Source organism: Aquitalea aquatica, assembly GCF_013911085.1.
GTDB lineage: Bacteria > Pseudomonadota > Gammaproteobacteria > Burkholderiales > Chromobacteriaceae > Aquitalea > Aquitalea aquatica.
Genome location: NZ_JACERN010000003.1, coordinates 103,581 through 116,143 on the forward strand (window position 1 = coordinate 103,581; position 12,563 = coordinate 116,143).

At 60.9% G+C, this 12,563-nt stretch carries 10 protein-coding genes and 1 riboswitch; of the genes, 6 read left to right on the forward strand and 4 right to left on the reverse strand.

Going from position 1 to position 12,563, the window contains the following annotated elements; all coding sequences use genetic code 11:
- Nucleotides 1-366: 366 nt before the first annotated feature.
- A riboswitch (glycine riboswitch) is annotated at nucleotides 367-454 on the reverse strand.
- A gap of 145 nt (nucleotides 455-599) precedes the next feature.
- A complete protein-coding gene (locus H2Z84_RS01370; RefSeq protein WP_181834375.1) occupies nucleotides 600-1,241 on the reverse strand; it encodes an NAD(P)-dependent oxidoreductase in 642 nt (213 codons plus the stop codon).
- 102 nt (nucleotides 1,242-1,343) lie between these two features.
- Here H2Z84_RS01370 and H2Z84_RS01375 point away from each other — a divergent pair, with 102 nt between their 5' ends.
- Nucleotides 1,344-2,249, forward strand: a complete 906-nt coding sequence (locus H2Z84_RS01375; RefSeq protein WP_181834376.1) for a LysR family transcriptional regulator — start codon at nucleotides 1,344-1,346, stop codon at nucleotides 2,247-2,249.
- Nucleotides 2,250-2,289: 40 nt separating this feature from the next.
- Here the strand turns inward: H2Z84_RS01375 and H2Z84_RS01380 are convergent, their stop codons facing one another.
- Nucleotides 2,290-3,396: a methyl-accepting chemotaxis protein gene (locus H2Z84_RS01380; RefSeq protein ID WP_181834377.1), complete on the reverse strand. Its 1,107-nt coding sequence runs from the start codon at nucleotides 3,394-3,396 to the stop codon at nucleotides 2,290-2,292.
- Between the two features lie 379 nt (nucleotides 3,397-3,775).
- Between H2Z84_RS01380 and tauA the strand changes: the two genes are divergently transcribed.
- From tauA to tauD, 4 genes are read left to right on the forward strand one after another with little or no spacing between them, the layout of a single operon-like run.
- Nucleotides 3,776-4,765: a taurine ABC transporter substrate-binding protein gene (tauA, locus tag H2Z84_RS01385; RefSeq protein ID WP_181834378.1), complete on the forward strand. Its 990-nt coding sequence runs from the start codon at nucleotides 3,776-3,778 to the stop codon at nucleotides 4,763-4,765.
- 2 nt (nucleotides 4,766-4,767) lie between these two features.
- The gene (gene tauB / locus H2Z84_RS01390; RefSeq protein WP_181834379.1) at nucleotides 4,768-5,559 is read left to right on the forward strand and encodes a taurine ABC transporter ATP-binding subunit; all 792 of its coding nucleotides are present in this window, start codon (nucleotides 4,768-4,770) and stop codon (nucleotides 5,557-5,559) included.
- Nucleotides 5,556-6,437, forward strand: coding sequence for a taurine ABC transporter permease TauC (tauC, locus tag H2Z84_RS01395; protein WP_181834380.1), 882 nt, complete (start codon nucleotides 5,556-5,558; stop codon nucleotides 6,435-6,437). The genes tauB and tauC overlap by 4 nt, the downstream gene beginning before the upstream one ends.
- Before the next feature lie 57 nt (nucleotides 6,438-6,494).
- Nucleotides 6,495-7,328: a taurine dioxygenase gene (gene tauD / locus H2Z84_RS01400; protein ID WP_220272649.1), complete on the forward strand. Its 834-nt coding sequence runs from the start codon at nucleotides 6,495-6,497 to the stop codon at nucleotides 7,326-7,328.
- Between the two features lie 74 nt (nucleotides 7,329-7,402).
- On the opposite strand, the gene dbpA is transcribed toward tauD, so the two are convergent.
- Together dbpA and H2Z84_RS01410 are read right to left on the reverse strand one after the other, a co-directional pair.
- Nucleotides 7,403-8,788 carry an ATP-dependent RNA helicase DbpA gene (gene dbpA, locus H2Z84_RS01405; RefSeq protein ID WP_181834382.1) on the reverse strand — a complete coding sequence of 462 codons (1,386 nt, stop codon included), beginning with the start codon at nucleotides 8,786-8,788 and terminating at the stop codon, nucleotides 7,403-7,405.
- Nucleotides 8,789-8,976: 188 nt separating this feature from the next.
- A complete protein-coding gene (locus H2Z84_RS01410) occupies nucleotides 8,977-10,605 on the reverse strand; it encodes a methyl-accepting chemotaxis protein (RefSeq protein ID WP_181834383.1) in 1,629 nt (542 codons plus the stop codon).
- 265 nt (nucleotides 10,606-10,870) lie between these two features.
- Between H2Z84_RS01410 and H2Z84_RS01415 the strand changes: the two genes are divergently transcribed.
- Nucleotides 10,871-12,121, forward strand: coding sequence for a TIGR03862 family flavoprotein (locus tag H2Z84_RS01415; RefSeq protein ID WP_181834384.1), 1,251 nt, complete (start codon nucleotides 10,871-10,873; stop codon nucleotides 12,119-12,121).
- Nucleotides 12,122-12,563 lie beyond the last annotated feature (442 nt).

Genomic DNA, 12,563 nt, shown 5'->3' on the forward strand with positions numbered 1-12,563 from the left:
AAGGGCAGGCTTCATCGCTCGCAAACCGGGCAGGCCGACGCATGCTGACATGAATGCAGTCACTGCCCCCTCTGTCCTTTTGCCTGAGAGATTGCGACAGCGTGGGCTGTCTCAGGCTGCTGACAAAGTAATTTGATAGGATTGCGCAGGACCGGGCAAAGCCGGGCCTGCCGGCTTACCGATTGATTCCGCAGCCTTCCTATCTATTCCCCTTTCCCCCCGCCCTTGCCCTCACTATTGAAGAAGGGAACCTCGCTTTCTTTTCAGAAAGCGCGAGGGGTTTGTCAACAATCTTCGACAACGTGTGCTGTCTTTTCCTTCGGCGAGGCCGGGCGCGATGGCACGGTCCTTCTCTCCAGAGAGCCAGACGACGGCGCGGTTCTTTTGCCTGAGAGTTTCTGGGGCGATACCCCTTCGGCGTCACCGCAAAGGTGATCTCTCCCGCGCCATCCAGTACGGCTGGCTGGCACTGTAGATAAGCTGCCCAAGCCTGTCAACGCCAATATTGGCGCGTGTTTCAATGTGCAGTTGCAGCATGCTGCGGGCAATAAAAAAAGCCGCCTGCAAGGGCAGGGCGGCTAAGGCGGGGCAAGTGTGAATCAGTGGGCAACAGTAAAACGCTGGCGGCTATGGCGCGGCGTTTCCACTTCGTCGGCGATGGCTACGGCGAGATCGGCCACGCTGATGCCGGAAGGTGCTTCACCATCCATCAGCAGTTCCTCACCACCCAAGCGGTACTGACCGCTGCGCTCGCCCGGAGCCAGCAGGGCCGGCGGCGACAGGAATACCCAGTCCAGCGCGGTTTCGCTGCGCAGGCTGTTGAGTGCCTGGCGTGCGCCTTCGGCCCCTTCCTTGTATTCGGCCGGGAAGTGCGGGGTGTCGATCAGTTGCAGGCCTGGTGCCACGAACAGGCTGCCGGCACCGCCCACTTCCAGAAAGCGTGTCACTCCGGCCTGCTTCACCCCGGCGACGATGGCGTCGTGGCCCTGGATGAACAGGGTGCGAATGTCGCTCTTGTCCCAGCCGGGGTTGAAGGCGCTGATTACCACGTCGTGGCCGGCGACGGCGCTGGCAATGGCGGCGGCGTCATAGGCATTGGCCTTGATGGCCTGCAGCTGTGCATGTTGTGGCAGGCGTTCCGGACGGCTGACGATGGCGGTCACTTGATGCTGGCGAGCCAGCAGTTCTTGCAGAATGGCCGAGCCAACAAAACCGGTAGCGCCGATCAGTGCGATTTTCATCTTGCTTTCCTTTCGATAGTGGATGGCAGCAACTGTAATCGCTTGCGGATCTGTTGATAATCCGCCGATACTGGCATTAATAAATTAGCTGGACTTAATAATATGGAAATATTGCGGCGCATGGCGGTGTTTGCCACCGTGGTGGAGCAGGGCTCGATGATTGCGGCCTCGCGTGAGTTGGGCATGACACCTTCGGCGGTGAGTCAGCACATCAGCAAACTGGAGGCCGAACATGGTGTGTCCTTACTGCACCGGACCACACGCAGCCTCACCCTCACCGAAGCCGGCAGCCTGTTCTATCAGGGCTGTGCCGACATGCTGGCTGCTGCGCGTCTGGCCGAGCAACGCCTGAGCGAGCTGCGCGATGCGCCAGTGGGCGAATTGCGGCTGGCGGCCCCCACCGGCTTTGCCGGCCCCATGCTGACCGAGGCGCTGGCGCCGCTGCTGGCGGCGCACCCGCGGCTCAGCCTGAAGCTGTTTTTCCATGATGAGATGATTGATCTGGTGCAGCACCGCATCGATCTGGCCTTGCGCGCGGGCGACTTGAAAGATTCCAGCCTGGTGGCCCGTCATCTGGCCGACTGGGATAGCGTGCTGTGCGCTGCACCGGCCTATCTGGCCCGCCATGCGCCGATTACCCAGCCACAGCAGCTGACCGAGCACCAATGGGTGATGCTGGATCACGAACGCAGCCAGAGCTGGCTGAGCATGGAAAATGCCGAAGGGGTGGTAGTACGGCCCGAGGTGAGGGTTCGGGTCAGCAGCAATAATATCCTGGCGGCGCGGCAGTTTGTGCTGGCCGGAATGGGCTTGTCTATCCAGCCGGAGCCGGAAATCAGGCAGGAGCTGGCCGATGGCCGCTTGCTGCGCATCCTGCCCGAGTGGCGCTTGCCGGCGCTGGGCATTTACGTGGTGACACCCAGGCGCGACGCGCAGCCGGCCAAGGTGCGTTATGCCATCGACGCGCTACGTCAGCGTATGCAACAGCGCACCCCCGTGGCGGCGTGAATGGCCTGCATGATGGTCACGGCGGGTGCGTGCGGGCACGTTAGAGCTTGTTATGGCAAGGCTGCTGTTCCAGCTGGGTCAGTAGATCCATCACCTGATCAGATGCTTCTTCCATGCGTTGCAGCGCCTGTCTGGCCTTGGCGAAATCCTTGGCGTGGAAGGCGTTCAGTGCTTCCTTGCCGGCGTTGTGCACATTGGCATGCGGGGTTTCCAGCTGCATGAACTGGCTGTTTCCCTTACATTCCTGTGCGCCACGGCCTTCGTAATACCACTTGCCCAGACGGCAATGCTGGTGTGAGGACACTTTGTCTGCTGCCAGGTCGTGGTAGCCGATGAAGGCCTTGTAGATGTCCAGCTTGAACACCACATGGTCGAGCTTGACCACCTCCATGAAGCTGGTATTGGTGCCCTGGGCGATGACCCGCGCCATTTGCTCGCTGACATCCACCATGCTGCGGATGGCGGCGGCGGTTTCCAGCCCGGTGTCGCGGTAGCCGGCCACTTGGCCGGCGGCTTCGGTAACTTGCAGCTTGGTGCTGAGCGAGGCGCTTTCCACGTCGGTGACCAGCGTGGAAATTTCATTGGTGGCATTGGCTGTGCGCTCGGCCAGCTTGCGCACTTCGTCGGCTACCACGGCAAAGCCACGGCCCTGCTCACCCGCACGGGCGGCTTCGATAGCGGCGTTCAGCGCCAGCAGATTGGTCTGTTCGGCGACATCCTTGATCAACTGCACAAACTGGCGGATCTGGCTGGTCTTGCTGTTGAGCGAATCCATGGATTCGGCGGTTTTCTGCTGGGCCTGGGCAATTTCATCAAAGCTGTGTGCCAGCGTATCCACTGCGCCACGGGTGTGGTGCAGGGTGGTGACCGCATCGGCCGCTGCGCCGAAATTGTTTTCCATCAGTGCCGCCAGTTCGGCGAAGGAACCACGAATGCTGGACAGGCTGATGCAGAAGTCGCCAAAGGGCTCGACATAGCTCTGATTGCGCTGGGCCTGGCTCTGTTGTGCGCTGATTTGTGCTTCGGCCTGTTGGCGTGCCTGTTCGCTGTCCTGTAACTGCCGTTGGCTTTGTTGCAGCGCGCTTTCCAGTTCGGTCACCCGATCTTGCAGTTGCTGTATGCGTTTTTTGTTGCCTGATCCAAACATTCTTTGATGTCCCCCTGATAGCCAGCTTGTTCTATTTGAAGATCGGTTGATTCATTTTAAACACTTTACAGCTTTTTGCCTGCGCCTGGCAAAGGCAAAACGTTCACCACAAAACGGCACTGGCAGTAAATTGGCTTTTTCTTGCGAGTGGCTAGTGGTTTTTTAAATTCAATGATTTAAATGATAAGGACGGCGGGTGCTGGGGTCTTTGCGTCACATCAGATGATTTTCATAAACACCTTGTCAGTTATCACTTGGTGGTACTCGGTCAATGGCTGATTTTTGATAAGTAATGCGTTTTTTCTTGCTTAGTTTTGCCAGGACAGCTTGCTAGATTGGTGTGCATCAACAAAACCCACACCCATTACTGGAAAGCATGATGAACTACGCCAAACTGCCCCGTCTTAGCCTGATTGCTGCTTCGCTCACCCTGCTCAGCGGCTTCACCCTGGCTGCCGATACTGTCACCGTCGCCTACCAGACCGGCATCGACCCCACCAAGATTCCGCAAGCCGACGGTACTTATGAAAAGGCCACCGGCAGCCAGATCAACTGGCGCAAGTTTGAAAGCGGCTCGGAAGTGATTGCCGCCGTGGCCTCCGGCGATGTGGTGATTGGCAATCTGGGCTCCAGCCCCTTGGCTGCGGCGGCCAGCCGTGGCCTGCCCATCGTGACCTTCCTGGTAGCCGATGAAATCGGTGATGCCGAAGCCCTGGTAGTGCGCAATGGCAGCAAGATCAGCAAGCCGCAAGACCTGATCGGCAAGAAAGTGGCCGTGCCCTATGTATCCACCACCCATTACAGCCTGCTGGCCTCGCTGAAGCACTGGAAGGTCGATCCGACCAAGGTGAATGTGCTGAACCTGCGCCCGAGTGAAATTACCGCAGCCTGGCAGCGTGGTGATATTGATGCCGCCTATGTGTGGGACCCGGCACTGGGCAAGATCAAGGCCAGTGGCAAGGTGCTGACCAGTTCGGCGCAAGTGTCGAAGTGGGGTGCGCCGACTTACGATATCTGGATCGTGCGCAAGGATTTTGCCGCAGCGCACCCGGAATTCGTCAACAAATTTGCCAAGGTGTCGCTGGATGCCATTGCCGGCTACGTGGCCAATCCCAAGGCCTTTATTGCCAACAAGGACAATATCGACAAGATAAGCCGCCTGACCGGTGCGGCCGCACCTGATGTGATTGCCGGCTTGCAGGGCAACCGCTTCCTCACCCAGCAAGAGCAGATTGCCCTGCTGCAAAAGCCCTTCGTGCAGGCCGTGGCCAATACGGCGGCCTTTTTGAAGTCGCAGGGCAAGGTGGACAGCCTGCAGCCTGATTACACGCCTTATGTCAGCAACCAGTTTGTCAAAGCGGCGAAGTAATCATGACCATTCTCTCCGCCAACAAGGTGAGCGTGCGCTATCCCGGCCAAGCCCGTCCGGCACTGGCCGGGGTGTCGCTGGCCATCGGCCCGGATGATCTGACCGTTGCGCTGGGTCCGTCCGGCTGCGGCAAGACTACCCTGCTCAACCTGTTCGCCGGCTTCGTTCAGCCCGATAGCGGCACGATCAGCTTTGCTGGCCAGCCGGTGACCGGGCCGGGGGCCGAGCGGGCGGTGGTGTTTCAGCATGATGCGCTACTGCCCTGGCTGAATGTGCGTGACAACGTGGCCTTTGGCCTGCGCCTGCAAGGCGTGGCCAAGGCCGAGCGGCTGGCGCGGGCCGACGAGGTACTGCGCCTGGTTGACCTGCCCGAAGCCGGCGGTCGCTATAGCTGGCAGCTGTCCGGCGGGCAGCGTCAGCGGGTGGGCATTGCCCGGGCACTGGCCAGCCATTCGCAGGTGCTGTTGATGGACGAGCCATTTGGTGCGCTGGATGCCTTTACCCGCGAGCAAATGCAGGAGCTATTGCTGAAAGTGTGGCAACAGGCGCGCCGTCGTATCTTTCTGATTACCCACGATATCGAAGAGGCGCTGTTTTTGGCCACCGAACTGGTACTGATGTCGCCGGGGCCTGGGCGCATCGTCGAGACCCTGCGGCCGGGCTTCAGCCAGCGTTACCGGGATGGCGAGTCGGCGCGTGCCATCAAGTCCGACCCGGCCTTTATCGCCCTGCGTGAGCAATTGCTGACCACGCTGTTTGATCATCGCCGCCAGGCCGAGGAGATTGCCGCATGAATGCACTGGAAAACACCCTGGAGCAGAAACTGGCGGCGGTGGCTGCCAGCAAGCCGGTACCGGACGAGATCGTGCCTGACCCCGCCGTATTGCGCAGCGGGTGGTGGGCCCAGTATCGCCGTGGCTGGCTGAGCCTGCTCAGCCTGATTACCGTACTGGGTGGCTGGTGGGGCCTGTCGCACAGCGGCATTGTGCCGCCGCTGTTTTTGCCCTCACCGGAAGCGGTGCTGGCCAAGCTGGTCACGGTCAGCACTCAGGGCTTCATGGATGCCACGCTGTGGCAGCATCTGGCAGCCAGCTTGCAGCGCATCGTGCTGGCGCTGGCCGCCGCAGTATTGCTGGGTATTCCGCTGGGCGTGCTGATGGGTGTCAGCCCGGTGGCACGTGGCCTGCTCGATCCGCTGATCGAAGCCTATCGCCCGGTGCCGCCGCTGGCCTATCTGCCCTTGATCGTCATCTGGTTCGGCATTGGCGAATTGTCTAAGGTATTGCTGATATTCCTGGCCGTGCTGGCACCGGTGATTATCGCCACCAGTCACGGCGTGGCACAGGTAAGCCGTAACCGCCTGCGTGCAGCGCAGACGCTGGGCGCCAGCCGCAGCCAGCTGCTGTGGTTTGTCATCCTGCCGGAAGCGCTACCGGAAATTCTCACCGGCATCCGCATTGGCCTGGGTACCGGCTGGTCCACCCTGGTGGCCGCCGAACTGGTAGCCGCCACCCGCGGGCTGGGTTTTATGGTGCAGTCTGCCGCCCAGTTCCTGGTGACCGACGTGGTGATTCTGGGCATCGTGGTGATCGCCGTCATCGCCTTTGCGCTGGAACTGGGGCTGCGGCTGCTGCAACGCCGTCTGGCTCCCTGGCATGGCCAGCAGGATTAACCTTAGCGCCACTGCCGTGCGGTGGTGGCCACGACTGAATGTTGCAAGGAATACATGATGAGTTTGACGCTTACCCGTTTGTCCCCGGCGCTGGGTGCCATTGTCGAAGGCGTGGATCTGGCGCAGCCGCTGACCGACAGCCAGCAGCAGGAGATACACCAGGCGCTGCTGCAGCACCAGGTGCTGTTCTTCCGTGAGCAGGACATCAGCCCGCGCCAGCAGCGTGATTTTGCCGCTCGCTTTGGCGATCTGCACACCCACCCCATCTACCCGCAGCATCCGGATGCGCCGCAGGTGATGATTCTGGATACCGACGCGTTCGACCTGAAAGACAATGCCATCTGGCATACCGATGTCACCTTCATCGAAACCCCGCCGGCAGCTGCGGTGCTGGCGGCGCGCCAGCTGCCGGAGTTTGGTGGCGATACCCTGTGGGCCAGCAGCTTTGCCGCCTGGGATGCGCTGTCCGACCGCCTGAAAGCCTTGCTTGATGGCCTTACCGCCACCCACGACTTTACCAAGACCTTCCCGCTCAAGCGTTTTGGCCTGACGCCGGCCGACCGCGAGAAATGGGAGCAAACCCGGCGCGACAATCCGCCGCTGAGCCACCCGGTGGTGCGTACCCACCCAGAGAGCGGTCGCAAGGGCTTGTTTGTGAATGGCGGTTTCACTACCGAAATCAACGAATTGCCTGAAGAAGAGGGCGCAGCCTTGCTGGCTTTCCTGCTGGCTCATCAGGCAAGGCCAGAGTTCAGCATCCGCTGGCGCTGGCAGGCCGGGGACGTGGCTTTCTGGGACAATCGTTCCACCAGCCATTATGCGGTGGACGATTACCGCCCGACGCGCCGCATCATGCACCGTGCCACCATTCTGGGCGACAAGCCGTTCTAAGTCAGTGTGTTGCGCGGCTGAAATGACAAAAGCCACCCCGCGGGGTGGCTTTTACATGGCTGGCAGCTGGGGGCTTATTCGACAAAACGCATCTTGAACAAGCGGCCCTTGATCTTGCTGACCGACAATTGTTCGAAGGCTTGCTGGGCGATGTCGCGTTGCAGGGCAACAAAGCTGGCGCCTTCCAGCACGTTGATCTTGCCGACATGGCTGCCGGCAATGCCGCCTTCGCCGGTCAGTGCACCCAGGATATCGCCGGGGCGCAGCTTGTCACGTTTGCCGCCGGCAATTTCCAGCGTCACCATGGCCGGAATCAGCTGGCCGCCCGGAGCCGGGGTCAGTTCGGTGACTTCGGCCCAGGTGAGCGGGGCTTTCTGGTAATCCTCGATTTGCACCAGACGACGCGCATCGTTTTCGCAGGTCAGGGTCATGGCCAGGCCATGCAGCTCGCCGCGACCGGTACGGCCGATACGGTGAATGTGGATTTCCGGGTCGTGGCTCACGTCCACATTGATCACCAGATCCAGCTCCTTGATATCCAGGCCACGGGCGGCCACGTCGGTGGCCACCAGCACGGTGGTGCTCTTGTTGGCAAAGCGCAGCAGGATCTGGTCGCGGTCGCGCTGTTCCAGATCGCCATACAGGGCCAGTGCCGAGAAACCACGGTTTTGCAGGTCTTTCACCAGCTCCTTGCAGCGTTCCTTGGTATTGCAGAAGGCCAGCGCCGAAGCCGGGCGCACATGCTGCAGGATGCGGGTGACGGTTTCCAGGCGGGTTTCCGGCTTGACCTTGTAAAACCATTGTTCGATATGGTCGCCGCTGTGCAGGGCCTGTACTTTCACTTCTACCGGCTGGCGCAGGAACTGCGCGCTGGCCTTGCGGATGGTGTCCGGGTAGGTGGCCGAGAACAGCAGGGTCTGGCGGGTACGCGGGCAGGCGCGCACGATGCCGACGATTTCTTCGATGAAGCCCATGTCAATCATGCGGTCGGCCTCGTCCAGCACCAGCATTTTCACATTGGACAGATCCAGCGACTGGCGGAACAGATGGTCCTGCAGCCGGCCAGGCGTGCCCACCACGATGTGCGCGCCGTGTTCCAGCGAGCCGCGCTGCGGGCCCATGGGCGAGCCGCCCGTGAGGGTGACTACCTTGATATTGTCGATGCCGCGGGCCAAGCGGCGGATTTCCTGCGCCACCTGGTCGGCCAGTTCGCGGGTAGGGCAGAGCACCAGGCCCTGCACGGCGAACCAGCGCGGATTGATGCCGGCCAGCATGCCAAGGCCGAAGGCTGCCGTTTTGCCGCTACCGGTCTTGGCCTGGGCGATCAGGTCGCGTCCTTCCAGAATCACCGGCAGGCTTTCGGCCTGGATGGGGGTCATGCTGTGATAACCCAGGCTGTCCAGATTGGAAAGCAGGGCGGCAGGCAGCGCGGTGAGGCTGGAAAAGGCGATTTTTTTCACGGACTTGGCGATGTAACGACAGAAAGGGTGGGCAGTGTAACAGCTGCGGCGGCATTGTCCAAACAAGCCTTGCTGCACGTGGGGTAAAGCTGACGGCTTGTGGCATTTTTTGCTGTGTGCTGAATGACTTGGCACAAGAAAAAACGCCAGTGAGCGGCTCACTGGCGTTGTCGGTGGTGTTATCCGGCTTATACCTTGAAGCGGGCTACCGAGTCGTTCAGTCCTGCGGCCAGGCTTTCCAGCTCTTCTGCCGAGCGCACGGTGTGCTGGATGGCGTTGTCGTTGGTGCTGGCCAGTTCGGCAATGCTGTCGATATTGCGGGTGACGCGCTGGCTGGTTTCGCGCTGCTGCTCGGTCACCTGCACGATCTGGCGCAGACCATTGCGTACGGCGGTGGCCGAATCGCTGGCCGATTCCAGCACGCTGGCCACTTGTCCTGCCGACTGGTGGCTGGCTTCCAGCGAGGTCAGGCTGGCGGCCACCGCCTGGCGTACCGCTTCGGTCTTGTGGTTGAGCGCGCCAGTGACGGTGTCGATTTCGCGGGCGGACAGGGCGGATTTTTCCGCCAGCTTGCGCACTTCATCGGCCACCACGGCAAAGCCGCGCCCGGCTTCACCGGCGCGGGCTGCTTCAATGGCGGCATTCAGCGCCAGCAGATTGGTCTGTTCGGCGATGTCGCGCACCTGTTGCGTCATGCTGGTGATGGAGCTGGTGGATTTCACCAGCTCGGTTTCCGCCTCGGCCATCATTTCCACCGCCTGCTGCACCTGATTGACCTCCTGTTGCAGCTGGGTGAGGTTGCGGCGGCCCTGTTCCGAGCGCTGCAGGCTTTCGTCTGATTGTTCCAGCACCTGTTCGGCGTGGCGTGCGATTTCGCCGATATGCTGTGCCAGCTGCTCCACGGCTTGTGCCGCATCCTGCGACTGGGCGTTTTGGGTACGTGAACTGTCAGCCAGCTTTTCTGCACCACTGCTGAGCTGGCCGGCAGAGGAGGCTACCGTGCGGGCTGCGCTGCCAACTTGTCTGACCAGATCGGCAATCGAGCCCAGCATCTGATTGAACAGGCCGGCGGTCTGGCCGATTTCATCCTGATGGCGCACTTCCAGCCGGCGGGTAAGATCGCCTTCGCCCTTGGCCAGTTCCGACAGGCCACCGGCCATGGCTTGCAGCGGCCGGGTGACGAAGCTGCGAATAAAGAAGAAGACCACCGCCATCAGCGGCAGCGAGGCGACGACGGCGAACAGAATGCTCTGGTTGCGGAACTGGGTGACCGAGGCATAGGGTTTTTCCAGCGAAATACGCATGCTGACCGCACCCAGCGGTGTACCGGCACTCACCTGGTGGCAGCCCATGCAGTTCTTGCCCAGATAATTGGCTGATGCACGCGCCGGGTACACCACATGCAGGTGTTCGCCCAGTTGCGGGGTGGATTCGATGGCGATAAACGGCTGACCACTGGCGAGCGCCCCTTTTTCTGCCTCATCTGCCGCATGCGCCTTATCGCCGGCATTGCCGGGGCCAAACTGCTTGCTTACGGCGTCGCCACGGATCACCCGCAGCTCGCGCACCGCAGATAATTCCTTGATCTGATCCAGGAATACATCACGCTGGCCTACCGTGCCGGTCATCATCATGCCGGTGAGGCCGGCTAGCGTCATTTCATTCATGCTGCTGGCCAGATCCTTGGCCTGTGATACGGCGATGTCTCGGCTGACCGTGGTTTCCCAGGCAATCAGCCCGCTCCACGCCAGTACCAGGCAGCACCAGATGGCACTGGTCAGTCTCAGCCAGATTGGCCATTCGGAAAATTTTCTCATTGCAAACGGGAGCCCCGCCTCCTTATGTTGTTGCTTATGTTTTTATTGAGCCGTCATGGCCTGTAACAGCGGCCAGCGTAACGTAGGTCATATTAACTGTGCTTGGTTTAAGTCAAATTTTTTCCCGCGATGGCGGCATTGGCACGATGCGGCTTGGGAGATCGCGTGATTTCTGCAACAATCCCGCCTCAATCAACAGGCAGCACCTTGAATCTGGCACTTGCGTGCTGCGGTCAGGGTGCTTGGCCACCAGTCAGGAGTCCTCATGCAGCAGCCCACGTCCTCATCCAGTGTCGCCATCATCGGCGGAGGTCCGTCCGGCCTGATGGCTGCCGAGGTGCTGGCGGCTGTGGGCGTGGCGGTGACGGTGTATGACGCCATGCCGTCGGTGGGGCGCAAATTCCTGCTGGCCGGTGTCGGCGGCATGAATATCACTCACGCCGAAGCCAAGGCCGATTTCCTCAGCCGCTACCGCGAGCGTGAGGCCGAGCTGAGCGTGCTGCTGCAGGATTTCGATGCCGACCAGCTACGCGAATGGGTGCATGGGCTGGGGGTGGAAACCTTTGTCGGCAGTTCTGGCAAGGTATTTCCGCGCGAAATGAAGGCCGCCCCCTTGCTGCGTGCCTGGCTGTCGCGCTTGCGTGAAGGCGGGGTGCAGTTCCGGGTGCGCCACCGCTGGCTGGGCTGGGCTGCTCACGGCGCCTTGCGCTTCAGTACGCCAGATGGTGAATCGGAAGTTCAACACGCTGCCGTATTGCTGGCACTGGGCGGTGGTAGCTGGAAAAAGCTGGGTTCGGATGGCAGCTGGCTGCCCTTGCTCAGCGAACAGGGGGTTGCCGTGCGGCCCTTGTTGCCGGCCAATTGCGGCTTTGACTGCAACTGGAGTGCGCACTTTGCCGACAAGTTTGCCGGCCAGCCACTGAAGACGGTGACGCTGGAATTTACCGATCTGGCGGGCAATACCGTGCGCAAGACCGGCGAGTGTGTGGTGACGCACTATGGTGTGGAAGGCAATCTGATCTATGCGTTTTCCGCCGCACTGCGCGACACGCTGCTGGCGCAGGGTTCGGCCACCTGTTATCTGGATTTGTTGTCACAGAAAAGCGCCGAACAGGTACTGAGCGAAGTCGCCCACCCGCGTGGCTCGCGTTCGCTGTCCAGCCATTTGCAAAGCCGGCTCAATCTCAAGGGCGTACGGGCCGGCCTGCTGCGCGAGTGTCTGAGCAAGGAAGCCTTTACCGATATGAGCGCGCTGGCCGCCGGTATCAAGCGCCTGCCGCTGACCGTATATGCCACGCGGCCCATCGACGAAGCCATCAGCACTGCCGGTGGTGTCCGTTTCGAAGCCGTGGACGAGCGGCTGATGCTCAAGGCCTTGCCCGGGGTGTTCTGCGCCGGAGAAATGCTGGATTGGGAAGCGCCAACCGGCGGCTACCTGCTGACCGCCTGCCTGGCCAGTGGCCGCGCTGCCGGGCTGGGCATGCTGGACTGGTTAGGTCTTGAACGGGCGGTTTAACAGTGGCTGCGACCATTTTTCCACGGCAACTATTTAATTGATGGTGACGATGCAGCATGGTTGTGCGCGCCAGCACCTCCACTACCGGTGGTCTGGCAAGAGAGTGCGCCGCCGGATAACCAGCCTGTGTCGCTGCTGCGCAGTGGTGGTCATGCGGCGCTGGTCTGATGCTGCGTGCATCCTGTCTGCCACTCCCTCTCCTGCTGCTCTCCACCCACTACGCGCCGCTCACAAAAGCCCTGTTGTGGCGTTGCGCCTTTTGGTCGTACTGCTTGTTTTGTCTGTGTCGGTGCGCTTTGCCTGGGGCCACTACGCTATTTTGTTAGCCGCACTAAAGCTGCTGCCTGGCTGGTCCGCTTGGCAGTGCCCTTGCCTAATGCTCTGAATTTTTGATGTCAATGTCCTTGCTTGGCGGCTATACCGTAGCAATAGCCCGGCATGC

What these genes read in the sequence shown, in the direction of transcription:
- H2Z84_RS01370 (WP_181834375.1), bottom strand. Translation starts at nt 1,241, where the DNA reads ATGAAAATCGCACTGATCGGCGCTACCGGTTTTGTTGGCTCGGCCATT.
- H2Z84_RS01375 (WP_181834376.1), top strand. Translation starts at nt 1,344, where the DNA reads ATGGAAATATTGCGGCGCATGGCGGTGTTTGCCACCGTGGTGGAGCAG.
- H2Z84_RS01380 (WP_181834377.1), bottom strand. Translation starts at nt 3,396, where the DNA reads ATGTTTGGATCAGGCAACAAAAAACGCATACAGCAACTGCAAGATCGG.
- tauA (WP_181834378.1), top strand. Translation starts at nt 3,776, where the DNA reads ATGAACTACGCCAAACTGCCCCGTCTTAGCCTGATTGCTGCTTCGCTC.
- tauB (WP_181834379.1), top strand. Translation starts at nt 4,768, where the DNA reads ATGACCATTCTCTCCGCCAACAAGGTGAGCGTGCGCTATCCCGGCCAA.
- tauC (WP_181834380.1), top strand. Translation starts at nt 5,556, where the DNA reads ATGAATGCACTGGAAAACACCCTGGAGCAGAAACTGGCGGCGGTGGCT.
- tauD (WP_220272649.1), top strand. Translation starts at nt 6,495, where the DNA reads ATGAGTTTGACGCTTACCCGTTTGTCCCCGGCGCTGGGTGCCATTGTC.
- H2Z84_RS01410 (WP_181834383.1), bottom strand. Translation starts at nt 10,605, where the DNA reads ATGAGAAAATTTTCCGAATGGCCAATCTGGCTGAGACTGACCAGTGCC.
- H2Z84_RS01415 (WP_181834384.1), top strand. Translation starts at nt 10,871, where the DNA reads ATGCAGCAGCCCACGTCCTCATCCAGTGTCGCCATCATCGGCGGAGGT.